This window comes from Paenibacillus flagellatus, from assembly GCF_003217775.1.
GTDB classification, from domain to species: domain Bacteria; phylum Bacillota; class Bacilli; order Paenibacillales; family NBRC-103111; genus Paenibacillus_AB; species Paenibacillus_AB flagellatus.
Genome location: NZ_QJVJ01000007.1, coordinates 1 through 23,540, shown reverse-complemented (window position 1 = coordinate 23,540; position 23,540 = coordinate 1). Strand labels below are relative to the sequence as shown.

At 59.6% G+C, this 23,540-nt stretch carries 23 protein-coding genes; 5 read left to right on the top strand and 18 right to left on the bottom strand.

The genetic code is table 11. The features are described from left to right. Positions 1-6: 6 nt before the first annotated feature. The 4 genes from DLM86_RS16170 to DLM86_RS16155 all read right to left on the bottom strand — a co-directional run bounded on the left by DLM86_RS16170 (position 7) and on the right by DLM86_RS16155 (position 3,613). Entirely contained in the window at positions 7-957 is a 951-nt protein-coding gene (locus DLM86_RS16170) for a cation diffusion facilitator family transporter (protein WP_110841094.1), read from the bottom strand. 58 nt (positions 958-1,015) lie between these two features. Further along, entirely contained in the window at positions 1,016-1,933 is a 918-nt protein-coding gene (secF, locus tag DLM86_RS16165; protein ID WP_110841093.1) for a protein translocase subunit SecF, read from the bottom strand. After that, on the bottom strand, positions 1,923-3,155 hold the full coding sequence (gene secD, locus DLM86_RS16160; RefSeq protein WP_110841092.1) for a protein translocase subunit SecD: 1,233 nt from the start codon (positions 3,153-3,155) through the stop codon (positions 1,923-1,925). Before secD ends, secF begins: the two co-directional genes overlap by 11 nt. A 176-nt stretch (positions 3,156-3,331) precedes the next feature. After that, positions 3,332-3,613: a post-transcriptional regulator gene (locus DLM86_RS16155; RefSeq protein ID WP_110841091.1), complete on the bottom strand. Its 282-nt coding sequence runs from the start codon at positions 3,611-3,613 to the stop codon at positions 3,332-3,334. A gap of 181 nt (positions 3,614-3,794) precedes the next feature. Between DLM86_RS16155 and spoVB the strand changes: the two genes are divergently transcribed. Further along, positions 3,795-5,354 carry a stage V sporulation protein B gene (gene spoVB / locus DLM86_RS16150; RefSeq protein WP_110841090.1) on the top strand — a complete coding sequence of 520 codons (1,560 nt, stop codon included), beginning with the start codon at positions 3,795-3,797 and terminating at the stop codon, positions 5,352-5,354. A 1-nt stretch (position 5,355) separates the two neighbouring features. On the opposite strand, the gene DLM86_RS16145 is transcribed toward spoVB, so the two are convergent. Next, the gene (locus tag DLM86_RS16145) at positions 5,356-6,057 is read right to left on the bottom strand and encodes a DUF421 domain-containing protein (RefSeq protein ID WP_110841089.1); all 702 of its coding nucleotides are present in this window, start codon (positions 6,055-6,057) and stop codon (positions 5,356-5,358) included. Positions 6,058-6,221: 164 nt separating this feature from the next. Between DLM86_RS16145 and DLM86_RS16140 the strand changes: the two genes are divergently transcribed. Both DLM86_RS16140 and DLM86_RS16135 read left to right on the top strand, forming a co-directional pair. Further along, on the top strand, positions 6,222-6,611 hold the full coding sequence (locus DLM86_RS16140; RefSeq protein WP_110841358.1) for a TIGR04086 family membrane protein: 390 nt from the start codon (positions 6,222-6,224) through the stop codon (positions 6,609-6,611). A 103-nt stretch (positions 6,612-6,714) separates the two neighbouring features. Beyond that, positions 6,715-7,575: a phosphatase PAP2 family protein gene (locus DLM86_RS16135; protein WP_110841088.1), complete on the top strand. Its 861-nt coding sequence runs from the start codon at positions 6,715-6,717 to the stop codon at positions 7,573-7,575. 100 nt (positions 7,576-7,675) lie between these two features. Here DLM86_RS16135 and DLM86_RS16130 read toward each other — a convergent pair whose 3' ends face one another. From DLM86_RS16130 to pheA, 12 genes are all read right to left on the bottom strand, one after another. Next, positions 7,676-8,230 (bottom strand): hypothetical protein, encoded by a 555-nt coding sequence (locus DLM86_RS16130; protein ID WP_110841087.1) that lies wholly within the window; start codon positions 8,228-8,230, stop codon positions 7,676-7,678. A 302-nt stretch (positions 8,231-8,532) separates the two neighbouring features. Next, positions 8,533-8,874, bottom strand: coding sequence for a preprotein translocase subunit YajC (yajC, locus tag DLM86_RS16125; protein WP_110841086.1), 342 nt, complete (start codon positions 8,872-8,874; stop codon positions 8,533-8,535). Positions 8,875-8,892: 18 nt separating this feature from the next. Beyond that, positions 8,893-10,029 (bottom strand): tRNA guanosine(34) transglycosylase Tgt, encoded by a 1,137-nt coding sequence (tgt, locus tag DLM86_RS16120; protein WP_110841085.1) that lies wholly within the window; start codon positions 10,027-10,029, stop codon positions 8,893-8,895. Between the two features lie 26 nt (positions 10,030-10,055). Next, positions 10,056-11,096, bottom strand: a complete 1,041-nt coding sequence (gene queA / locus DLM86_RS16115) for a tRNA preQ1(34) S-adenosylmethionine ribosyltransferase-isomerase QueA (protein ID WP_110841084.1) — start codon at positions 11,094-11,096, stop codon at positions 10,056-10,058. Positions 11,097-11,102: 6 nt separating this feature from the next. Further along, the gene (locus tag DLM86_RS16110; protein WP_110841083.1) at positions 11,103-13,211 is read right to left on the bottom strand and encodes a SpoIID/LytB domain-containing protein; all 2,109 of its coding nucleotides are present in this window, start codon (positions 13,209-13,211) and stop codon (positions 11,103-11,105) included. Between the two features lie 28 nt (positions 13,212-13,239). Then, positions 13,240-14,256, bottom strand: a complete 1,017-nt coding sequence (ruvB, locus tag DLM86_RS16105; protein ID WP_110841082.1) for a Holliday junction branch migration DNA helicase RuvB — start codon at positions 14,254-14,256, stop codon at positions 13,240-13,242. A 91-nt stretch (positions 14,257-14,347) separates the two neighbouring features. Beyond that, on the bottom strand, positions 14,348-14,974 hold the full coding sequence (gene ruvA / locus DLM86_RS16100; RefSeq protein WP_110841081.1) for a Holliday junction branch migration protein RuvA: 627 nt from the start codon (positions 14,972-14,974) through the stop codon (positions 14,348-14,350). Beyond that, on the bottom strand, positions 14,971-15,474 hold the full coding sequence (gene ruvC / locus DLM86_RS16095; RefSeq protein ID WP_110841080.1) for a crossover junction endodeoxyribonuclease RuvC: 504 nt from the start codon (positions 15,472-15,474) through the stop codon (positions 14,971-14,973). Before ruvC ends, ruvA begins: the two co-directional genes overlap by 4 nt. A gap of 166 nt (positions 15,475-15,640) precedes the next feature. Next, positions 15,641-16,336, bottom strand: a complete 696-nt coding sequence (locus tag DLM86_RS16090) for a BofC C-terminal domain-containing protein (RefSeq protein ID WP_110841079.1) — start codon at positions 16,334-16,336, stop codon at positions 15,641-15,643. Positions 16,337-16,426: 90 nt separating this feature from the next. Next, on the bottom strand, positions 16,427-17,914 hold the full coding sequence (locus tag DLM86_RS32490; RefSeq protein WP_245954647.1) for a LysM peptidoglycan-binding domain-containing protein: 1,488 nt from the start codon (positions 17,912-17,914) through the stop codon (positions 16,427-16,429). Between the two features lie 198 nt (positions 17,915-18,112). Next, positions 18,113-18,991, bottom strand: coding sequence for a branched-chain-amino-acid transaminase (ilvE, locus tag DLM86_RS16080; protein ID WP_110841077.1), 879 nt, complete (start codon positions 18,989-18,991; stop codon positions 18,113-18,115). Then, positions 18,991-19,866, bottom strand: a complete 876-nt coding sequence (gene pheA, locus DLM86_RS16075) for a prephenate dehydratase (protein WP_110841076.1) — start codon at positions 19,864-19,866, stop codon at positions 18,991-18,993. Before pheA ends, ilvE begins: the two co-directional genes overlap by 1 nt. Before the next feature lie 198 nt (positions 19,867-20,064). Between pheA and DLM86_RS16070 the strand changes: the two genes are divergently transcribed. After that, complete coding sequence (locus DLM86_RS16070) at positions 20,065-20,523, top strand: MarR family winged helix-turn-helix transcriptional regulator (RefSeq protein ID WP_158289497.1); 459 nt, start codon at positions 20,065-20,067, stop codon at positions 20,521-20,523. Positions 20,524-20,574: 51 nt separating this feature from the next. Further along, positions 20,575-22,206: an MDR family MFS transporter gene (locus tag DLM86_RS16065; RefSeq protein WP_110841074.1), complete on the top strand. Its 1,632-nt coding sequence runs from the start codon at positions 20,575-20,577 to the stop codon at positions 22,204-22,206. A 576-nt stretch (positions 22,207-22,782) separates the two neighbouring features. On the opposite strand, the gene DLM86_RS16060 is transcribed toward DLM86_RS16065, so the two are convergent. After that, the coding region (locus DLM86_RS16060; RefSeq protein WP_110841073.1) for an IS3 family transposase at positions 22,783-23,540 on the bottom strand (758 nt) is incomplete at its 5' end.

The following is a 23,540-nucleotide window of genomic DNA, read 5'->3' as shown; positions in this document are numbered from 1 at the left end:
TCGTCTCTAATGAAGCAATGTCGGGAAATCGGGATGTTCCGAATCGACGTCTTTGTAAGGATATCCGGGATCGTAAGGATTGACATGAATGAATACGTCGGAAACGTGACTGAACTTGGTCAGCAGCTGATGCTTGACCGCCTTGCCGATATCGTGTCCTTCATGGACCGTTATTTTCGGATTGACGCTGATTTTGATGTCGACGATCACATAGTGGCCGTGCTCGCGCGCACGGAGCTCGTTGACGGCGATGACGCCTTTCACCCGCTGCGCGGTTTCGAGCAGCTCCTCCGTCTCCTCGCTATGCAGCACGTGGTCCATCGTCGTATGAATCGACTCCGTGACGAGCTTGATGCCCATGCGCAGCACGAGGAAGGCGACGAACAGTCCCGCGGCCGGGTCCAAATAATACAGCATCGGCTGGTTCGTATAATCGCCCAGCACCGCGCCGCCCACGCCCACGAGCACCGCCACGGACGACATGACGTCCGTCCGGTGGTCCCAGGCAGTGGCGATGAGAGCCTGGCTGGACAGCTTTTTGCCGAGCCGGAAACTGTACTGGAACAAACATTCTTTGACGACGATCGAGATGCCGATGGCGATCAGGGCGAATTCCTTCGGCGCCGCGCCGACGCCCCCGTAGATCGTCTTGATCGAGTTGAGGCCGATTTCCAGGCCGACGAGCAGCAGCAGCACGGATACGATGATCGCGGAGATCGACTCCGCCTTGCCGTGCCCGTACGGATGGTCTTCGTCCGGAGGACGCTTCGCCGCCTTCAGCCCCAGCAATACCGCGACCGAGCCGGCGACGTCCGAAGCCGAATTCGCCGCGTCCGCGAGCAGCGCCTTGCTGCCCGACAGCCAACCGACGATTCCTTTCATGACCGCAAGCGCAATGTTGCCGATAATGCCGAGCCATGCGGCGAACTGCGCCTTCTCGAAACGCTGCTCCGACATGTCGCCCCTCCTTACGTGTAGAAACGCATCGAATGCGATGACGGATTTCGGCTGCCGCTTACGAATTCGCTTTGGCCGGTGCCGCTTTGACCGACCTCAGCGACGTTCTCTTCAACAAATACCACATCGGCGTGGCGAGGCAAATCGACGAATAAACCCCGCTCACCAAGCCGATCATTTTCGCAAGCGCGAACAGCTTGATCGACTCGCTGCCGAACAGGTACAGACAGATGGCGGCCAGCAATACGGTCACGACGGTGTTGATCGACCGGCCCATCGTCTGCCAAATGCTCGTATTGACCAGCTCGGCCAAATCGGCGTCCGTCTTCAGCTTGGAAAAACGCAAGTTTTCGCGTATCCGGTCGAGGATGACGATCTTGTCGTTGATCGAATAGCCGATCGTCGTCAGCACGGCCGCCACAAACGGCAGGTCGACCTCCAGCCGGAAAATCGAGAAAACCGCGATGACGAAGAAGGCGTCGTACAAAATCGTGACGATGGCCGAAACGGCGAACCGCCATTCGAAGCGGATCGTCACGTACAGGCTGATCGCGATGCTCGCGATGCCGACGGCGATCATCGCCTTGTTTTTCATTTCGTTGGCCATATCCGGCGAGACGACGTTCACCTCGCTCGAAACCTGGTTCCCGAACGCCGTGACGAAAGCGGTCGTGACCGTCTTCACCTGATCCTCGGTCAACACCTCGTCGTATCTGGCGGAAAAGCGGTCGTTATTCGCTCCCCCCATTGTCAAAATGACGGGAGTAAGCCCGGTGTCGGCAAACACTTTCTCGACCTGCGCCTTCTCGGTCGTCTTGCCGATCGACAAGTCGAGCGACGTTCCCGACTTGAAGTCGACGCCGTAGTGCAGACCGAACGCAAGCACCATGATGATGCCGATCAAAGTGACGGCCGCGGAGGCGATGAAGAAAATATTCCGGTTTTTGACGAAATCGTACCGTCGCTTAGAGTTCACGGATGTCAGCCTCCTTGACGCCGAAATACGTCGGCTTCGTAAATAGCTTGCTGCGGATAAGCAGGTCGATCAGCATGCGCGAGAACAATACGTTCGTCAAAATACTGATCAAAATGCTCACGATCATCGTCAAGGCGAAGCCGCGGATGGCGCCGTTGCCGATAAAATACAGCACGCCGCAAGAAATGATATTCGTAATATTGGCGTCCATAATCGTCCGGAACGAATGCTTCGAGCCCGATTTCAGGGCGGACAGCAGGCTTTTGCCGGAGCGGATCTCTTCCTTCACCCGTTCGAACTTGATGATGTTGGCGTCAACCGCCATCCCGATCCCGAGAATGAGCGCCGCGATGCCCGGAAGCGTCAGCGTCGCGTTCATCAGGTAGAAGACGAGCAGGACGAGCCACGTATACGTAATGAGCGTAATCGCCGCCACGATGCCCGGCACGCGGTAGAAGACGACCATGAAGAGCAGGATGAGCAGCGACCCGATAATGCCCGCCTTCACGGTTTGCTCGAGCGATTGCTGGCCGAGCGTGGCGCCGACGGATTGGGTATATTTCTCGGTCAGCTTGAGCGGCAGCGCGCCCAGGTTGATGATGTCCTTCAAATTCGTCGCTTCCTCGAACGTGTAGTTGCCCGAGATCGTCGCTTTGCCGTCGGTCAGCACTTGCTGCACGACCGGAGCGGACAGCTGCTCCTCGTCCAAGTAAATCGCGAGCGGCTGGTTGAGCAGCCTTCTCGTCACGTCGGCGAACTTGTCCTTGTCCTTCACTTCGATCTGAATCATCGGCCGGTTCGCCGTGTCGAAGCCGACTTTGGCCGCGCCTTCGACGAAATCGCTTCCGACCATTTCCTTCTTGCCATCGGGGCCGCGGAACGACAGCTCGGCCGGCTTCCGGAGAAGCTCGCGCACCTGCTCCTGGTTCTCGACGCCCGCCAGCTTGACGCGAATCCGGTTCGTGCCCTCCGTCGTGACGTCCGGCTCGGCCACGCCGCTTGCATTCGCCCGCTTCTCCAGACTTTGCGCCGTCTTGATGAGCGAATCGCGCGTCACTTCCTTGCCGGCTTCAATCGGCTCGGCGACGTACAAGATTTCGAAGCCGCCCTTCAAATCCAAGCCAAGTCTGACCTTCGAAAGCAGTCCGGGGCTTGACCATGCTACGACTCCTAGCGTAATAACCACGATAAGCAGAAACGCCGCCAATCGCTTGATGTTCATGTGAGCGACTCCCTTCCATACTCAATATTCCTATTATACCTACCGCCGAAAATCGAGTCAATTTGACGAAAATCCCCATTTCGTAAGGCCGCGTCCGACGCCGCGAAACGCAAAAGCGCCGCCAGACGGACCAAAACCCGTCCCAGCCGGAACGGGTTCTCGCATCGCGCGCGCTTTTACAGCTCGAAGCGGGCGTCTTTTCGATAAATGCTCATCGTCATCCAGTTCATGAGCGTCGTAATTTTCAGCGACAAGATGTCGTTGACGACCTGATGCAGCTGGGGCTGTCCGGTTTTCGCATACTTGTCGCTCACGCAGTTCCAGACGTCCGCGCCGGTCACGCGGTCGTATCCGAGCATCCGGAATTCGTCCGCCTTGCTTCGGCACAGCTCCTCGATCGTTTCGTTCAGCTGCTGCTCCGACAATCGTTCCGTCGTCTCGAAATCGTCCCCGGTCATGGCGCACCCTCCTTCCACCCGCTTGACCCGTCCCCGTCGATACCCTTACCTATTCGCCGCCGGCGTTCCGAATCCTTCCCGGCCCGCGGCCGCGCCGCAAAAATGTTGCATGAGCTTGGCCACCGTCCGCATATTCATGAGAATAAGCCAGTCCATCCCAATACGGAAGGAAGACACCGCTTTGAGGAAGCAATCGTTCATCAAAGGGACTATGATTTTGCTCGCGGCCGGCATCGTCAACCGGATTCTCGGCTTCGTCCCCCGCATTACCCTTCCGCGCGTCATCGGAGCCGAAGGGGTCGGGCTGTACCAATTGGGGTATCCGTTCATGATCGTCATCATAACGATCATATCCGGAGGCATTCCCCTTGCGGTGGCCAAGCTGGTCGCCGAGGCCGAGTCGGAGCGGGACGAGCGCAAAGTCCGCTCCATCCTGCGCGCCTCGCTGGCGATCACTTGCGGACTGGCGTTCGTCTTCACGCTGCTGTGCATATGGGCCGCCCCCTGGATCACGTCCCGCTTGCTCACCGACTCGAGAGTGTACTATACGTTTTTGAGCATGTGCCCCATTTTGCCGATCGTAGCCGTATCGGCGGTATATCGCGGCTACTTCCAGGGCCGTCAAAATATGATTCCGACCGCCGCCTCGCAAGTCGTCGAAACGATCGTCCGCATCGCGGCCATGCTCGGCCTCGCCTACGCCTTCCTCCCGTACGGGACCGAATGGGCGGCCGCCGGCGCGATGATGGGCGTCGTCGTGGGCGAATTCGGAGGCATGGCCGTACTGCTGTACAGCTACTCGAAGGGCCACGACCGAATCCGTTTGCAGGCGGAGCCGTCGGCCGACGGCTCCGCGTCGAGCCGGTTCCGCATCCGCAAGCTGTTCGACATCGCCATCCCGGTGACGGCAAGCCGGCTCGTCGGATCCGCCTCGTACTTGCTCGAATCGATATTGACCGCGCAAAGCTTGGCGATCGCCGGCGTCGCCACCGCCGTCGCCACCGCCCAGTACGGCGTTTTGCAAGGAATGGTCATACCGGTATTGCTGCTTCCCGGGGCTCTGACGTACTCGCTTTCGGTGTCGCTCGTCCCGTCATTGTCGGAGGCGGCCGCCCGGGGCGACATGCGCACGATCCACAAGCGGCTTCACCAGTCGCTTCGGCTGGCGCTCGTGACCGGCGCTCCGTTCGCCGTCATCATGTACGTGCTCGCCGAACCGCTCTGCTACTATTTATACGGCAACGCCGAGGTCGGCAAAATGCTCAAAATGATGGCCCCCGTCGCTCTGTTCCTGTATTACCAAGGACCGCTGCAAGCGACGCTGCAGGCGCTCGACCGGCCGGGCAGCGCCCTGACGAACACGTTCGTCGGCGCGGTCGTCAAGCTCGCGCTAATCGTCTACTTGGCGTCTCGTCCCCAGTGGGGCATTCTCGGCGCCGTCGTCGCCATCAACGTCAACATCGCGCTCGTGACGATGCTTCATTGGCACAGCGTCTCCAGGCTGCTCCGGTTCCGGATGCAGGCCGGCGATTACGTCAAAACCGGCTTCGCCGCCGCCGTCATGGGCGCCTGCTGCTACGCCGTCATGAACGGAGGCTGGCACGACATGCCGTTCGTCCGGTTCGCCTCCGCCTGCGCGCTCGGCTCGCTCGTCTACCTGCTCATGATCGTCTGGCTGAAGCTCGTCGACGCAAGCGACGTATCCCGTCTGCCGTGGATCGGGAAACGCCCCCGCTCTTGACTTATCTTTTCTTCTTGTCGAGGAACAACCGGCCCCGATGATCGATCGAGCAAAAAAACACGTCCTTGAAATCGTTGACGCCTTTGGCCTGCAGCTCGTTTTTCAGCCAAAACCGCGTCTTCCCGATTTTCTCCAAGCTGTCGTCCTGCACTTTGCCGTCCATGATGAGCGCGAGCGGCAGCCCTTCGTAACGGAAGCCCGGCACGCCCGGAGAAACGTCCGGTCCGGAAGAACCCGGACCGGACCGTTTTTCCTTTTCTTTTTCGATAACGGACAGCTTGCCCGACGTTTCGAGCACGGCGAATTCGACATCGGCCAAGTTCGGCACTTCCCTTTCGCGCAGCTGCATGATCAGGTCGTCCAGCGTATACCGCTGCTTGCGCATTTCGTCCTGGTTCAGCTTGCCGTTCTCGATCAGGTAGCTCGGCTTCCCGTCGAACCACAGCCGGATCGTCCGGTTTTTCAAGGTGATCAACGCGATGGCGATTTGAATGAACACGAGCGTTATCATCGGCAGGATGCCATGGACGATCGGCATCTCCGGATCGTCGATAATAAACACCGCGATCTCGGCGATCATGATGGATATGACCAGATCGAATACGGACAGCTTCCCGATCTCCCGCTTCCCCATCATCCGGATGACGATGAAGATGACGAAGTATATGAGCACCGTACGCCAAAAAATGGTAAACAGCTCCATGTTCTCCGACTCCTCCGCTCGTTCAGATTTCATTGGTATTCTGACCGCCAATCTACCGCCTCATGCAAGTTCAGGGCATTCAATAATTGCCAGAGTCTTGTACTAAACCGGCCAAGTCCCCCATACAATGGGTACAAAAAAGGAATTGAGAGGTGCATGTCCGCATGAACCCTATCTCGAAATTGCCCCGGATCCGCATCACGTCGCCGCTGTTGTCCGGCATCGTCAATGCTTTCGTATGGCTGTGCGTCGGAGCGGTCGTCACGTCGCTTCTTCTTACGATGACCGATACGAGCGAGGAGTCCGTGACGACGGCCACTTTCGTCATTCATGGCATCGCTTCGCTGTTCGGAGGCTTCTCCAGCGGCAAACGGGCCGGCAGCCGCGGCTGGTATCACGGCGCCATTCTGGGCATCCTGTATACGGCGATCGTCGTCCTCGTCGGCTTTCTCGGCTTCGATGCCGGCATCGGCCAAGATACCGCCATTTTGCTTGCGCTTTCGGTTCCGGCCGGCGCGCTCGGCGGCATGATCGGCGTCAATACGAAAAAATAAGGCGATTCGGACGCAGGCCCGATTCCGTTCACCTTTCCCTCGGAATATGATATAATACTAAAGTTCGCGACACGCCACCTACCATATTTTAGGGGGAAACACCATGTTCACCATACAATCCATGACCCATGCGACCGTATATATCGCCATCACCGTCTACGTGCTGTTGTTTCTCTCCCTGAAGCGGCATCCGTTATATCCGTTCCATGCCGCGGGCATGTTCGTCCAGGAGCTGTTTACGTCCCGCAAATATTTGCTGCACTTTCTCGGCATGGTCGTTATCCTGTTCTTCAATAAAATCGAAATTACGCTTGAAAACAACATGAAGTCCCACAGCGACTTCACTCCTTCCGTATACGGGCTTGAGGGCGAGTTCGTCGCCGTTTTTCAAAGGTTGTTCGAAAACGGCTTTCTGACTTCCGTGCTCAGCTTTTTTTATGTCGTCGTCTTTCCGGCGCTCATGATCACGTCGATCGCCATCTATACGTACGAGCGCAACTATAAGCTGTTCCGGGCGGTCTGCTACGCGATGATGATCAACTACATGATCGCCATTCCGTTTTACTTGTTCTTCCCGGTTACGGAGGTGCACGCCTTCAACCCGAACGTCCGCTTCCTGATGCTCGACGCGTTCCCGACGTTCGAGACGGACTACCGTCCGCTGTCGGACTTGGACAACTGCTTCCCGAGCTTGCATACGTCGATTTCCGTCTCGATGGCGGTCATCGCGCTCCGGTCCAAGAACGGCTTCTGGAAAGTGTTCGCGCCGGTAAGCGCCGGGATCATCATCTTCTCGATTTTTTACTTGGGCATTCACTGGCTGATGGATATGTCCGCCGGCATGGTGCTCGGCCTGCTGGCCGGCCGCTTCGGCATCCGGCTCAGCGAAGGCAGATCGCTGTTCGCCGGCAGCCGCGTGGACGGCGCGATCAAGAAGCGGCGCAATGCCGACGGCAAGTGGTGAATGGAAAAAGCAGCCCGCGGGCTGCTTTTTTTGCTTGATTTTTCCGTTCGATCGCCGTTCTGTCTCCTCATGAATGGAGCGTTCTTCCGAAGCGCCGTCCTTAGAGCGAAGACAACCGAATGTTCAGTCTTGCCGCCACGCCGGCAGGGTTGCTGTCGCTTCTGGGCGCCCCGTTGGAGTTAAAGGCGATAATGACGATATCGTTCGTTCCTCTGCGCAAAAAGCGCGTGATGTTGAACGTGCGTCCGGGGTTGAAGAACGAGGTCGTTTCCTGCGGGCTATCGAATTGAACGATAAATCCGTTGATGATGACTACGGCATAGTTGTCGACGGACAAAAACAGGCGCCCCCGAATAATCGATCTTCTGGTGGACAATTGGAAGCGTCTTGAAATGATGGCGTTATTGTCGCTCAAATTCCGGGCGCTCCAAACGTATCGGGCGTTATTGACCGGAACCCATGCGGGATTGCGGTCTATCGCTTGGGCGTTGGACCACGTATTGTCCGTTCCGATGACGACGTTGACTTGGCTGATAACCGGCGGGGCTTGTACACGTTGATGTTTGGCGACCCGTGCCCGATAGATGGACATGGCTTTGCTTTTGGTCATGCCGGCTTTTTGATGCGGGCGGGCAACCTTTTTTGAACGGTTCATGCTATCATTCCTTTCCTTTTATTTCGATTATTTTATGTTTCATAGAACCGGCTGCTTATGTGGGGGTCTATGAAAAAGTACAATTTTTACTAGCTTCCGCACCCGACAGCTCCGCTGCGCCTCTTTCCACCGCGTGCATAGCAAAAAAAACGGCCTTAGTCCGGAACATCATCGGACTAGGGCCGTTTCCACGAGAGGCGCATTCATTTCTATCGGCGCATAAAAAAACTCCCCTTCAAGCGCTGGTTTATCGGACTAAACCTGCCACCTTCAAGAGGAGCCTCTTCATCTCGCACATTCGTTTACTTCTCCGCCGTCTTCTCGGCGCTTTTCTCCGGTGCCTGCGTGGTGACCGCATTGACCGCCGAACGGTCGAACGTCAGCTTCGTCGCGTCGTTGACGCGAAGCACGACGATATCGTCCGTAATTTCCACGATCGTGCCGTGCAAGCCTCCGATCGTCGTCACCTTATCCCCTTTTTTCAGCTGGTTCAGCATGGCGTTGCGGGATTTTTGACGTTTTTGCTGCGGCCGAATCAACAGGAAATACAGAACGGCGAACATCAGCACGAACGGAACGATCGTCGTCAAATAGCTGCCGGCGCCTGCCGTCGTCGTCGCGGCGTCTTCCGCTAAATTCCACATGTGAGACGTACCTCCTCTCTAAAATCCGCGGTCGTTGTCGTGCATCCCGTACCGGTTGAAAAATTCGTCCCGGAAATCGAGCAGACGGTCTTCCGCGATCGCTTGTCTGACGTTGCGCATCAGGTCGAGCAGGAAATGCAAGTTGTGATACGTCGTCAGACGAATGCCGAACGTCTCGTCCGCCTTGAGCAGATGGCGCAAGTAAGCGCGGCTGTAGTTCGTGCACGTGTAGCAGCCGCAATTCGGATCGAGCGGGCCGAAATCGCGGGCGAGCTTGGCTCCCCGTACGACAAGCCGTCCTTGGCTCGTCATGACGGTGCCGTTGCGTGCGATCCGCGTCGGCAGGACGCAGTCGAACATGTCCACGCCGCGAATCGATCCTTCCAGCAGCGCATCCGGCGAACCGACCCCCATCAAGTAACGCGGCTTCCGATCGGGGAGAAGCGGCACGGTGCATTCCAGCATCTCGTACATCAGCGGCTTCGATTCCCCGACGCTCAGTCCACCAATAGCATACCCCGGGAAATCCATGGAAGTCAACTGAGCCGCGCTCTCCCTGCGCAGATCGGCATGCATGCCGCCCTGCACGATCGCGAACAGCGCCTGGTCGTTCGGACGGGCGTGCGCCTTCAGGCACCGCTCCGCCCAGCGCGTCGTCCGTTCCATCGACTTCTTCACGTAATCGTATTCCGCCGGGTACGGGGGACATTCGTCGAACGCCATCATGATGTCGGAGCCGAGCGCATTTTGAATCTCCATCGCGATTTCGGGGGAGATGAACAGCTTGTCCCCGTTCAAATGGTTGCGGAACGCGACGCCCTCTTCGGTAATTTTGCGCAGCTCGCTTAGGCTGAACACCTGGAACCCGCCGCTGTCGGTCAGGATCGGCCGGTCCCAGTTCATGAACCGGTGCAGCCCTCCCGCTTCGCGGACGATGTCGTGGCCGGGACGCAGAAACAGATGGTACGTGTTGCTCAGAATGATGTGCGCGTCCATCTGCTTCAGCTCTTCCGGGCTCATCGTCTTCACCGTCGCCTGCGTGCCGACGGGCATGAACGCCGGGGTATCGATGACGCCGTGCGGCGTATGGAGCCGGCCGAGACGGGCGCCGGATTGCTTGCATACTTTCAACAGTTCGTAGCGTACGGCTGCCAATGGTAACTTCCTTTCGCTAAAGTCGGTCAATAAATGAACATCGCGTCCCCGAAGCTGAAAAACCGGTATTCCCGCTCGATCGCTTCGCGGTACGCGCGCATGATGTTGTCGGTTCCCGCCAAGGCGCTGACGAGCATGACGAGCGTCGATTTCGGCAGATGGAAATTCGTCAGCAGCGCGTCGACCATCCGGAACGTATAGCCCGGGTAAATGAAAATGCCCGACCATCCGTCGCACGCTTCGATCGGTCCGCCGCCGAACCGGTTCGCCGCCGTCTCGAGCGTCCGGGCCGACGTCGTACCGACCGCCACGACGCGGCGCCCGGCCGCCTTCGCCTCGTTCAGCGCCTTCGCCGTTTCTTCCGGCACCGAATAATATTCCTCATGCATCGTATGGTCTTCGACCCGGTCGACCGACACCGGCCGGAACGTACCGAGTCCGACGTGCAGCGTGACGTGAACGATGCGCACCCCTTTGGCCCGAATCGCGTCCAAGTAGTCCGGGGTAAAATGAAGCCCGGCCGTCGGAGCCGCGGCGGAGCCGGGGTGGCGGGCGTACACGGTTTGATACCGCTCGCGGTCGTCCAGCCGCTCCTTGATGTACGGCGGAAGCGGCATTTGGCCGAGACGGTCGAGCAGCTCGCGGAAAATGCCTTCGTAGCGGAATCGGACGATGCGCGAACCCATCTCGCCCTCCGCCTCCACGACCGCCTCGAGCAGCGGTTCCCCTTCGCCGCCGAATCGAACGACGGCGCCGGGCTTCAGCCGTTTCCCCGGACGGGCGAGCGCTTCCCAGCGGTCGCCGCCGAGCTCCTTCAACAGCAGCAGCTCGACGTTGGCGCCGGTATCCGCCTTGACGCCGATAAGCCGGGCGGGAATGACCCGCGTATCGTTCAACACGAGCGTATCGTCGGCCCGCAAATAATCGATCAGCCGCTCGAAGCCGTGATGCCCGATCTCTCCCGTCGTCTTGTCCAGCGTAAGCAGCCGGGACGACGTCCGTTCGGGCAGCGGCGTCTGCGCGATCAACGATTCGGGCAGGTCGAAATCGAATGCTTGTACATCCATGTTCCTTCAGTCCTTCGCGATAGTGACCCCAGTATAGTAATGGTGGAGTATGCCTTTATAATCGGTTCCGGCTTCCGCCAGTCCCCGCGCCCCCCATTGCGACATGCCCAAGCCGTGGCCGTAGCCTTTGCCGACCAAGCGGAACTGCGGGTCTTTCGTTATGTCGCGAACCGCTCCGCCTCCGCCCAGCACGATCATGCCCGGCTTGGCTAGAGCGGACGCCGTACCGGAAGCGCCGACCGCATATAGCGCCCCGGCGGATTCGGGCAAGCTGCGGGTTTGACCATTCGCTCCCAGTACAGTATACCGTCCCGTCTCCTCGATTTCAAACCGGGTGCTCGGCGCATCGAACAAGGCGCCGCGATATTGGTCCGGCTTCGCGACGGGGACGGGACGCCCGTTCGCCTCGAGCTCCACGGCGCGCCCCGACGGGCCCCGCTTGCTCACCGCGAGCGTCGACAGCGGACCGGCGATCGGACTTGCGAGAGCGCCGTTCAATTCCTTGAGCAGCACGTCCGCCTTGTAAGGACCGCGCACCCAGCCGTAAGCGTTCGACTCCGGCGTCGTGCCGAGCGCGACGAGCCGCTCGCCCGCATTTACGGTGGCGATCGCCGCATTGTTCGCGTTGTCCACGTAAGGGGCGGGACGGATGCTGACGCCCGTTCCCTTCACGGTAACGACCTTCAATCCCGCCGCGTTCGTCGTGCCGCTGTCCGTCACCAAGTCCGAGCGGACGTAGCCGACCGTGCCGTTTGCCATGGCGACCTTGTACCATTGCGGCTTGCCCGCCTGCGCGCCCTCGTCCGGACTCGCCGTCGCCTTCAGGTAAGGAATCGGCTGGCCCCAAACTTCGACCGGGTCGCCGGTCATGCCCCCGCCGTTGGAGTAGAAGAACGGCGTGATCAATTGGCCGTTCGCCGTCAGCACCTCGCCGGCCGTCGCCGCGACCGCGGCCGAGACGTTGCGGCCTTCCTCCTCCACGCCGTAATAAGCCTGATCGGCGGTGGAGTCGGAAACGTGCGCGATCTGGTACTTCAATCCTTGCGCGAGAGCGAACGTCCGCGCGGATACGGCTTGCGCCTTCAGCGCCTCCGCCGGCCAGCCGTCGCTCATTTCTCCGCCGACGACGGAAACGAGATATTGCTCGAACGGCAGCTCGTTCACGACGGCGAGCTTGCCGTTATGCCGGCTCAGCTCGAGATTGCCCCGGTATTGCCGGCCGCCCTTCTCGGCGACCGCCGTCACGCCGTCCTTGGGCGATATCCATACTTTTTGCTCATTCGGGTTGAACGCATAATGCGTGACGGCCGCCGTCGGTCCGGTTACGTCCTCGCGCTGCAGCAAGTATGGCGCCGCCGCGTCGACCGGCAGCAGCGCCAAGCCCGGCACCAGCTTCTCGGCCTGCGCCTTGGCGGCGCTCGCCTGCTCGGCGTCCGCCGCCTCGCCGATCCATACCGCGAAGGCGAGCTGGCCGGCCGCTTCCGTCGCCACGACCCAAGCGTCGACGCCCTTCAGCCGGAGCGCGTCGGCCTGCTGCCGCGCGGCCGCCTCGCTCGGGAACGTGCCTGCGCTCCAGCGGTGCGGCCCCGTCACCGTCGCCGTACCGCCCTTGGGCAGCGCGGCCGCCGCCCCGCCGGCGGCGATGCGCTGCTTCGCCGCCGTCGCTTCCTCCTTCGTGGCGTACGGGCCGGCATATACCCGGTATACCGTTTGGCCGAGCTTGGCCGCCCGGAAGACGGCCGGCTTGTCCTGCGTGGCGGCCAACGCTTGCGCAAGCGTCTTCGCCGCGTTCGCGTCGGCCGTCTCCAGCAGCAGCACGTTGTAGCCGTCGGCCGCGAAGCGGGCTTGCACGCCCGGCGGCACGACCGTCCACACCCGGACGCCGGAAGGCGTCCGTACGCCCGCGTCCAAGCCCGCCGGCGAAGAAAGCGTCACGGCGGGTACCGTCGAATTGTACGTTTTTCCGTTCGTTATGTATAAGGCGACGCGGATCTGGTCCAGCTTCGGCACGGCGGCCTCCGCCACGTTGTCCGCTACCGCTGCGGGCACGCACAGCGCGGCCGCCAGCAGCGCCGCCGCCCAGACGTGCCGCCGCGGCCGCTGTCGTCTCGTCATCGGTCATTCTCTCCTTTACGCTGTCCCCTTAGTCGCGACCGCCGTCCGCGCTCGGAACCGGCAAGCCGAGATGCCGGTAGGCGGAGGCGGTCACCGTCCGCCCGCGGGGCGTCCGCTGCAGGAAGCCGATTTGCAGCAAATACGGCTCGTACACGTCTTCGATCGTCTGACTCTCCTCGCCGATCGTCGCCGCAATCGTATCGAGCCCGACCGGTCCTCCTCGGAAATGGGTCATGATGGCGCGCAGCATTTTGTGATCGATCTCGTCGAGACCGAGATCGTCGACTTGGATGAGCTTCAAGGCGGCGCGGGCGATGTCCGTCGTAATGACGCCGTCTCCCCGCACCTGCGCGTAATCGCGCACCCGCTTCAAGAGCCGGTTGGCGATCCGCGGCGTGCCGCGCGACCGTTTGCCGATCTCGTCCGCGGCGTCGCCGACGATGCCGACCTGCAAAATGTCGGCCGCCCGGCTGACGATGAAGCTGAGCTCGTCCACCGTATAATATTCGAGCCGGCTGACGACGCCGAACCGGTCGCGCAGCGGCGCGGACAGCAGTCCCGCCCTCGTCGTCGCCCCGACGAGCGTAAACGGCGGCAGATCGAGCCGGACCGAGCGCGCGCTCGGCCCTTTGCCGATAATGATATCGAGGGCGAAGTCCTCCATCGCCGGATACAGCACTTCCTCGACCGTCCGGTGCAGCCGGTGAATTTCGTCGATGAACAGCACGTCGCCTTCCTGCAGGTTGGTCAAAATCGCCGCCAAGTCCCCCGGCCGCTCGATCGCCGGACCGGATGTCGTGCGGACGTTCACGCCGAGCTCGTTGGCGATAATGTTCGAAAGCGTCGTCTTGCCGAGCCCCGGCGGTCCGTACAGCAGCACGTGATCGAGCGCCTCCTTGCGCATTTTGGCCGCCTCGATATAAATTTTCAAATTTTCCTTCACTTGCGTCTGGCCGATATATTCGGCCAAATACCGGGGACGCAGACTGAGCTCCACCGCTTCGTCTTCCATCATCAGGTTGGCCGATATGATCCGGTCTTCCACGCTGCCGCCCTCCTTCGCGTTGCTCCGTATTGCTCCCTGGCGAGGTTATGGTTCCTGCTTCCCGGGCGAAAGCCCGTGCCGGACCGCCGCCTTACCCCGCGTACAGCGCCTGCAGCGCCAGCTTGACGAGCACGTCCGCCGAATCGTTCTCCTTCGCCTTCGCCTTCACGCTCGACCAGGCGCGATCGGCCTCCGCCTCCGTATATCCGAGCGCGAGCAGCGCCTCTTTCGCTTCCGCCCAAGGACCGCTTCCCGTCCGGGCCGCCGCCCCCGCTTCCTGCAGAGCGCCGGCGAACGCCGCTCCGTCGAAGCCGGACGTTACCGCGCCGAGCTTGTCCTTCAGGTCGAGAATGATGCGCTGCGCCGTCTTCTTGCCGATGCCGGGCAGCTTCGTCAAAAACGCCACGTTCTCCTGCTGGATCGCGGCGACGACCGACTCCGGCCGTCCTCCGGACAATATGCCGAGCGCCACCTTCGGCCCGATGCCCGTCACGTCGATCAGCTTGCGGAACAGCGCCTGCTCCTCCCGCGACGCGAAGCCGAACAGCAGAATCGCATCCTCGCGCACATGGTGATGAATGTATACGGTCACGTCCTCCGGCTTGTCGGAGAATGCGTACGGATTCGGGCAAAACACCCGGTAGCCTACGCCATGCACGTCCATGACGACGTATTCCGGCTCGCGGTGCGCCACTTTGCCGCGCAAAAAATCGATCATCGTTTCCCCACTCCGTTCAGTTTTTGCTGCAATCCGGCCGAATGCGCATGGCAAATCGCGATCGCGAGCGCATCCGCCACGTCGTCCGGCTTCGGGACGGCGCTCAGCTTCAGAAACATGCGGACCATCTCCTGCACCTGCTTCTTCTCCGCCTTGCCGTAGCCGACGATCGCCTGCTTCACCTGCAGCGGCGTATATTCCGCGATGGGGACCCCGTTCTGCACGGCGGCGAGCATCAGGACACCTCTCGCCTGTCCGACCGTCAACGCCGTCGTCACGTTTTTATTGAAAAACAGCTTCTCGATCGCCACGGCGTCCGGCTTGTACTTGTCGATCAAATGGACGGCCGCCTCGTAAATTTCCTGCAGCCGGACCGCCGAATCGGTGTTCGCTTCGGTCTGGATGCTCCCGTATTGGACGGGAACGAGCTTGTGTCCTTGCTTGTCGATAAAGCCGAAGCCGACGATCGCGATGCCCGGATCGATGCCCAGTACGCGCACGGAAACGTTCCTCTCCCTCTATGTATGGCGAACATATGTGTTCTATTTGCCATTATAGCAAACTGAGCGGGGGATGGACAGAAAAACGAAAACCGCCGCTTCGCCTGCCGACGCCCCTTTGTCAGGAAGGCGACCGCAAGCGAACGGCGGTTGAAGTTCGTCCCGCTCAAGACGCGGGCATCATCACTTTTTCCGTCTCTTCGACGGCGAAATCGCTGAACGTGGACAGGACGCTGTTATACTCCGCCATGTCGAATATGCGGATGCCGTCCTTCAGCTGATCGACGGTATCGTGCGGGAGACTGCTCTCCAAGTACCCCATGTTCAGCTGAAAAAACGTGCGGATCACCTTTTCTTGCTCCGGCGGCCCTTCGAACAGCGACAAGTTTCCGTTTTTGTCCAACCCGAAATACGCGTTGTCCTTGCAGGCGGGAGACAGGTCGTCGATCCGCTCCGTAAACGTGACGGACCCGTCGGCGCCGAGCTCCGCGGTCCATTGCGGATGCTCGCCCTGCAAGCTCGTCACCTCGTCCGGTCCCATCCGCCCGAGCAGCTGCTGCTCCTCGCCACACACGAACGACTTGCGCATATAAACGTCCCGTTTGCCGCCCGCTTCGCGAATCCGCTCCAGCAGCTGCCGCTGCTCGACCGACAGGCGGGCTTCCGGCTGCTCCCCGGCGCGCAGCCCCGCCGCGACGGTGCGCGCCGATTCCTCGCCGAATCCCGTCGTCTCCGAATGGCGGGCGACGTAAAGCGACAGCAGGCCGACGGCGGCCGCCACGATGAAAAAGCCAAGCGACAACCATCGTCTTTTTTGCCGAAGACGCTTCTTCAGTTGTTTGTACAGGCTTGACAAGTTCATGGGAATCCCCTTCTGGTCCTAGATTTTTTTTCTAGTTTTCCCAGTAAGGGTGTCGCTTATACGCCTGGGCCCGACCGGCCGGTCAGACGATCATGCGCGAATCCAAGGTTGGTTTTGCTTTTTCTCCTTCGGCGCCGGCGAGGGCCTCCGCTTGGGCGCTTTCGTCCGGGCCGTGCTGATCGCCGCTTTCGTTCCGCGCCCTTTCGGGCTGCGGGTCGAATCGCTCGTCTGTGCCGATCCCGAGCTGATATCCCCCGTCCGGTCGTCGCCGCAGCCGCAGTCTTCCTTCTGCGCCCAAGCCGAATGCGGCGAATACGAAGCCGGATACGCGCCGAACGGCATCGCGTACGGAACGCCGTGCACGGCGGGCGGATAGATGCCGTGGCCTTGGCAAGGGTGACACGGTACCGCGGCCGACGGCGAAAAGTCGTAGCCATGGGGGACGTCCGCGTGCACGACCGCTTCCGGCGCGAAGCCGTATCCGTGATGACCGTAAGCCGGGCCGATCGCCTCCGGCATCAAGCCGAAGCCGGGCTGCTGCTGGTAGGCGGGCGAAACCGGATACGGCATCGGCGCGCCGGCGCACGGAGCGGCCGAGCTGCTCGAAATGCCCGGATACTTCTCGCCGACGGCCGGCATGACGGCGCCGGGAACCGCCGGCATCGCGTCCATAAACGGCCATGCGCCTTCCGGCTGTCCCGCCGGCATGTGCTCGAGCTGCACGCTCTCGTAGCTGAGCGAGAACGACGACGGCATGGGAGAATACGTTGGAGCTTTGCCGGCGTCGAAGGCGTACGGAGCTTGCGGCATACCGCCATACAGCGATGGCTGCGGCATCATCGCCTCCGTCGCGGGAATGTGATATTGCGCGAACGGGAACTCGGCTTTCATCTCCTCCTGCTCGCCGCCGACGACGGTGTGCGGGAACATCGGTTCGGCCGATTCCGCATAGCCGGGCGGGAGCGGCTGCATGCCGGTCCAGTCGTTGATCGGCACCTCGCCCGTCATCGCCGTCGTTCCCGTCCAATCGGCGGCTTCCGCGACGGGCTCTTGCGCCTGGGGCGACGGCGCGACTTCCGCCGCTTCCTCCAGTCCCGGAACGGCCGGAGCCGCCTCCTCCAGTCCGGGGACGGCTTCCGTCATCTCCTCCGGTCCCGGAACGGCCGCGGGCGCCTCGCCTTCCATCGGCTCGACCGCCTCCATTGGAGCGCCCTCTTGAACACCCTCATGCGGCATGTCCGTGCCCAGCTTCGGAATATACACGACTTCGCCCGTCATGAGCACGTTCGGATTTTTCAGATGCGGGTTGGCGTCGATGACCGCCTTGAGCGGCACATCCCACGCTTTCGACAGCTTCCACAGCGAATCGCCCTGCACGACCACGTGCTTGTGCAATATATCGCCGACTGGAGGCGGAACCGGCACCGGAGCGGACGGAATTTTGACTTTCGTGCCGACGTCGATTTGATCGGGGTCGGCGATCTGGGTGTTGAACGAAATCAGCTTTTGCAGCTCGATGCCGTACTTTTTGGCGATGTGAAAGAGCGTTTCTCCCTTTTTCACCAGATGGATTTTCACCGGACTGAAACCTCCCGTTGTCTTGAATAACAATACAGTCTATGCAGGAGGTAGGCGTTTGACATCCATCGGCGAAAAAAATCCCGCCGCCGTTCCGCACGCGCCGACACGCACGCCGGAGCCGGAGGTCGAACGGTGGCGGGACAACGCAAAAAAACGCCCGCCGGGACGTGTTAAGTCCCGACAGGCGTCCGATCGTCAGCCGTTTACTTTCAAGCCGTCGATTTCGACGATTTTGCGGAATTCCTCGAGCAGTCGCGTCGTAATCGGTCCCGCCTTGCCGGAGCCGATGACGCGGCCGTCGACCTCGCACGTGGCGATCACTTCCGCGGCCGTACCGGTGAAGAACACCTCGTCGGCGACGTACACGTCGTGCAGCGTGAACGGCTCGATGCGGACCGGCAAGCCGATTTTCCCGCAAATTTCGAGAATGGCGCCGCGCGTAATGCCCTCGAGCGCGCCGACGTAGCAAGGCGGTGTAAAGACGACGCCGTTTTTCACGATGAAGATGTTGTCCGACGACCCTTCGGCCACGTACCCTTGCGCGTTCAGCATGATCGCTTCGCCGGCACCGGCCAGGTTCGCCTGGATTTTAACCAATATATTGTTCAAATAGTTGAGCGACTTGATCTTCGGGTTCAGCGCGTCCGGAATGTTGCGGCGAGTCGACACGGACACCGACTTGAGCCCGTTCACATACGCTTCCGGCGGGTAGATGGCGAGCTGCTCGACGATGATGACGACGTTCGCCTTCGGGCAGCGCCGCGGATCGAGGCCGAGGTTGCCGTCTCCGCGCGAAACGACGAGACGGATGTAACCGTCGTTCATGCCGTTTTTGCGGATCGTCTCGATGAGCGCCCGCTCCATCTCGGAGTAGGAAAGCGGAATGTCGAGCATGATCGATTTGGCCGAATCGTACAGCCGGTCGAGATGCTCCTTGCACTTGAAAATGTTGCCGTTGTAAATCCGGATCCCTTCGAAAATGCCGTCGCCGTAGAGGAAGCCGTGATCGAATACGGAAATTTTGGCTTCATGCTTGGCGACGTACTCCCCGTTCAAATAAATCCATTGCGACATTACGCTTCTCCTCCTTGGATCGATTTCCGGTACCCGTAGCTCGGATACGAACCGAGTATGCGGACTTGACAGCCGATCGCCTCGATTTCTTGCAGGGCAGCCGGCAGGAGCACGGTGTCGAGCGACATTTCGATATCCATATAAAAATAATAATTGCCCAGCTTCTTCTTCGTCGGCCGCGATTCGATCTTGGACAAGTTGATGCGCCGCCAGGCGAATGCGGACAGCACTTGGTGGAGCGCTCCCGGATAATCTTCCGGCAGCGTGACGAGAATCGTCGTCTTGTCCTGGCCGGCCGTCTCCATGTCCGGCTTCGTCTTCCCGACGACGATGAAGCGGGTGTAATTGTTGTCATGATCGGTAATGTTCTCGGCGAGCAGATCGAGACCGTACAGCTCCGCCGACGTTCTCGTCCCGATCGCGGCGACCGACGGGTCGTCCGAATCCTTGACGAGGCGCACCCCTTCCGCCGTACTGTTCACGTATTCGAATTCGACGTGCGGGAGCCGGCTGCGCAAAAAATCGTGGCATTGCGCGATCGCTACGTCCTTCGATACGACCTTCCGCACCGACGCATAAGGCTCGCCTTCCGCGGAAGCGCGTCCGATCAAATTTTGAACCGACGGGTACACCCATTCGGCTTGAATCGGCAAGCCCGTCTCCTCGACGAGCAGGTCGATATGATGCTTGACCGATCCTTCGATCGTGTTCTCGATCGGCACGACGCCGAAATGCGCCGTACCGTCCGCCGTCGCCGCGAATACGTCGGACATGAGCGAATAAGGAACGAACTCGTGCGTCCCCTCCGCGAAAAAATACCGGGCGGCCTCGTGGGAAACCGTACCTTCGGGCCCGAGGAATGCGATCCGTTTCACGCGCTGTCTACTCCTTTAATATGCCGTTCTATCTTTTTCGAATCGTATCACTACAGGGTCGAAAATGCAAGATTGTACCGGAGCGCGCGACCGTCGAATCTCCAACGATCCCCGCGTTGACACAAAAATTGAAACGAGTTAATATTTAAATCATGAAAATATTATAGTGTATAAATGAATGGACAAGGAGGGATACTCGTGGATTCGCTGGTGGACCGTTTTCAGACGGCGTTATACACGTTCAAGCGCAGCTTGGAATCCGACCTTCTGCACAAGCTGAAGACGCAAATTACGGCTCCCCAAATGTTCATGCTTCATTTCGTCAGCAGGCACGGCGCCTGCAGGCTGACCCAGCTTGCCGACAAAATGGAGGTGAAGCCGAGCGCCGTCACGGTCATGATCGACCGGCTCGAAAAATCCGGCTACGTAACGCGTACGCACGATACCGCCGACCGCAGGTCGGTGCTGGTGCAGGTGACACCGGAGGGCATCGATATTTTGGAGAAGGCGATGCTCGAGCGCAAGGACGCGCTCGCCCGTTTCCTGGCGAGGCTCGAGCCGGACGAGGTGCGGACGGTCACGGAATTGATGGAGAAGCTCGCGGGTGCGGGCGAGGAGTCGGACCCGTCGGCGTTACGCCGCCCGGGCTCGGCCTGATTGACGTACAGAGAAAAGAATGACAAACCAAAGACGGAGAGAGGATAAGAGATGGAGCACTTATCGATCAAACGCAAGATCACGATTATGATTTCCATAATGGCCGCGATGTTTTTCGCCGCCATCAACCAGACGATTACGAGCACGGCGATGCCCCGGATTATCGCCATCCTCGACGGGATGGATTACTATACGTGGACGATCAACATTTATTTGCTGACGTCCACGATCGCGACCATTCTCGTCGGCAAGCTGTCCGACATGTTCGGGCGCAAGCCGTTCATTTTGATCGGGATTTTGCTATTCATGGCCGGCGCATTTTTGACCGGCACGTCTTCGGACGTGTATCAGTTCATTTTGTACAGGGGTATACAGGGCATCGGCGCCGGCATCATCCAATCGACGGCGTTTACGGCCGTAGGCGACTTGTTCCCTCCACGCGAACGCGGCAAATGGATGGGTCTGATGACCGCCGTATTCGGCTTCTCCAGCGTCATCGGTCCGACGCTCGGCGGCTACTTGGTCGACCATATGGACTGGCATTGGCTGTTCTGGATTTTCCTGCCGCTCGGCGTCGTCGCCTTCGTCATGATTATGGCGCTGTTCCCGAAAGTCGAGCGCGGACCGTCGCAAAGCGTCGACTACGTCGGCTCGTTGTTCCTGACGACGACGATCGTTCCTTTGCTGCTTGCCTTCTCGTGGGCCGGCACCGAGTACGACTGGGGATCGGGACAAATTCTCGGACTGCTTGCGGCGTCCGTCGTCTCGGGCGTCATCTTCGTCCTCGTGGAGACGAAAGCGAAAAACCCGATTTTGCCGCTTTACCTGTTCAAAAACGGGATCGTTACGATCTCGAACGTCATCGGCTTCATCATGAACTTCGGCATGATGGGGGCGCTGATCTATCTTTCGTTTTTCGTGCAGGGCGTTCTCGGCATTTCCCCGACTTACGCGGGGTACGTCACGATGCCGATGTCGATCGCCATGGTCGTCGTCAGCGCCATTACCGGCCAGCTGATCGCGAAGAGCGGCAAATACAAACGGTTTGCGCTGATCGGGATGCCGATCATGATCGCCGGCATGACGATCATGGTGTTCATGAACAGCGTATGGCTGGCCGTCGTCAGCATGGTCGTATTCGGCGTCGGACTCGGTCTCGGCATGCCCGTCTTCTCGCTGGCGACCCAAAACGCCGTACCGCATAAAGAATTGGGCGTCGTCACCGCCTCGTCCCAGCTGTTCCGCAATCTCGGCGGCACGATCGGGATCGCCGTCATGGGAACGGTTATGTCCAACAGCTTGGCGCGCAATTTGAAGGAAGCCATTCAGTCGCCGGGTGCGGCCGACTTCAGCAAGCTCGATCCGAAAACGGCCGAACAAATGCTGTCCTTCGCGAATCCGCAAACGCTGATGAACAAGCCGCTCATCGAGAAAACGCAAGCGGGCCTGCCGGCGGACGTGCAGCCGCTGTTCATGCAAATGATCGATCGCATTCGCGAAGCGCTCGGCGATACGCTGTCGGTCGTCTTCTTGACGGGAGCGCTCGTGACCGTCGTCGCCTTCGTGCTCGTGTTCTTCCTGAAGGAGCTTCCGCTTCGGACGTCGAACCGCGCGGCGGAGCCGTCCAAACCGCTCGATTCGGCGGAGGCCGAAGCGGTGCAGCTCGGCGCTAGCAAAGCGTAAGGAAACGGCACCGTCGGGTAGAGAGCCCGAGTGCCACGCGATTTGCGGAGCGCGAAACGATTTCGTACCGCACGCGGCTCCCTGTATGCGGCTCCCCGTACGTGGGGAGACGCATGCGGCGCTTCGCCGCTTAACGGGGGTGGTCGAGCTGGACTCGGCTTTCCGCCTGCCGCGACGGCTGATACTATCCATTAAGAGCGAATGCGTGTGATGGTGAGTCGTTGTTGATGGGGGCTTTCCATTGGATATAATCCAATCGATCAGCTTAGAAGAGAGCGAAAGCCGGTCCGCCATTGGAGTCTATCCAGCAGTTTTGCAAAAAAGCGCCGATTGGATGGCCGTTGGGGCCGAATCTGTTGGATTCGTTCCAATTGAGCTCCGAAGGCGGGGGCGAATCGATTCGGTTCGTTGGATATAATCCAATAGAAGCGTCTCGGACGGGAGGGAAGCAAGGGAAGCCCGCTTCCCCATGGACACCCCTTATGGGTAGCAAAGGTTAAAAGCAGAAGACCGTCCCGGCCGGGACGGTCTTTGAACTGCACCCCGTCAAGTAGACAGTACAAATAAGTAAAAGAATTAGACGGCTTTAGTCCTATACTCCTTAGGGCTGAGGCCGTTTAATTTTGCCTGTATTCGCTTGTTCGTGTAAAAGTAAATATAGGCGTCAATGGCTTTCTCCAGTTCCTCGAACGTATGGTATGAGTTCAGATGATACATCTCGCACTTCAAGGTCCCCCAGAAGGCTTCCATAGGTCCGTTGTCAATGCACCGGCCAACACGCGACATGCTCTGGGTCATGTTTGCTTGGTCCAGCTTCTTCTTAAAAGCCGACGAGGTGTATTGAAACCCCCGGTCGCTGTGAAGCATAGGGGTAGCACCGGGCTCTGCCTTTAGCGCCTGGTCCAGTGTTTCAAATACGAGCTTGTTGTTGTTCGAATGCCCCAGCACGAAGGAAATAATGTTGTTGCCATGGAGGTCTAGGATAGCGCTGAGGTAGGCCTTCTGACCGTTTCCATATTTGAATTCTGTTACATCCGTCAGCCACTTTTCATTAGGAGCTTCTGCCTGGAATTTGCGGTTCAACAGATTCTCAGCAACATGCTGAGGTGTAGAACGCGCATATTGCTTTTTCTTCCTCCGGATGACCGACTGGATGCCTGCTACCTTCATGAGGCGCCGGATCCGTTTATGGTTCACGCGTTTACCTGGTTGTCGAAGCAAATGGAGCCTATGGCGACGGTAGCCGTAGATGCCCTTGACTTGCTCATGCAAGACGACGATCGCTTGAGTCAGTGCATGGTTTTCTTGTTCGCGAAGACTAGGGGTTCTGTTCA

Bases quoted from the DNA above. Each gene is read 5' to 3' on its own strand.
- DLM86_RS16170 (WP_110841094.1), bottom strand. From the start codon at position 957: ATGTCGGAGCAGCGTTTCGAGAAGGCGCAGTTCGCCGCATGGCTCGGC.
- secD (WP_110841092.1), bottom strand. From the start codon at position 3,155: ATGAACATCAAGCGATTGGCGGCGTTTCTGCTTATCGTGGTTATTACG.
- DLM86_RS16155 (WP_110841091.1), bottom strand. From the start codon at position 3,613: ATGACCGGGGACGATTTCGAGACGACGGAACGATTGTCGGAGCAGCAG.
- DLM86_RS16145 (WP_110841089.1), bottom strand. From the start codon at position 6,057: ATGGAGCTGTTTACCATTTTTTGGCGTACGGTGCTCATATACTTCGTC.
- DLM86_RS16140 (WP_110841358.1), top strand. From the start codon at position 6,222: ATGAACCCTATCTCGAAATTGCCCCGGATCCGCATCACGTCGCCGCTG.
- DLM86_RS16135 (WP_110841088.1), top strand. From the start codon at position 6,715: ATGTTCACCATACAATCCATGACCCATGCGACCGTATATATCGCCATC.
- DLM86_RS16130 (WP_110841087.1), bottom strand. From the start codon at position 8,230: ATGAACCGTTCAAAAAAGGTTGCCCGCCCGCATCAAAAAGCCGGCATG.
- yajC (WP_110841086.1), bottom strand. From the start codon at position 8,874: ATGTGGAATTTAGCGGAAGACGCCGCGACGACGACGGCAGGCGCCGGC.
- queA (WP_110841084.1), bottom strand. From the start codon at position 11,096: ATGGATGTACAAGCATTCGATTTCGACCTGCCCGAATCGTTGATCGCG.
- DLM86_RS16110 (WP_110841083.1), bottom strand. From the start codon at position 13,211: ATGACGAGACGACAGCGGCCGCGGCGGCACGTCTGGGCGGCGGCGCTG.
- ruvA (WP_110841081.1), bottom strand. From the start codon at position 14,974: ATGATCGATTTTTTGCGCGGCAAAGTGGCGCACCGCGAGCCGGAATAC.
- DLM86_RS16090 (WP_110841079.1), bottom strand. From the start codon at position 16,336: ATGAACTTGTCAAGCCTGTACAAACAACTGAAGAAGCGTCTTCGGCAA.
- ilvE (WP_110841077.1), bottom strand. From the start codon at position 18,991: ATGTCGCAATGGATTTATTTGAACGGGGAGTACGTCGCCAAGCATGAA.
- DLM86_RS16065 (WP_110841074.1), top strand. From the start codon at position 20,575: ATGGAGCACTTATCGATCAAACGCAAGATCACGATTATGATTTCCATA.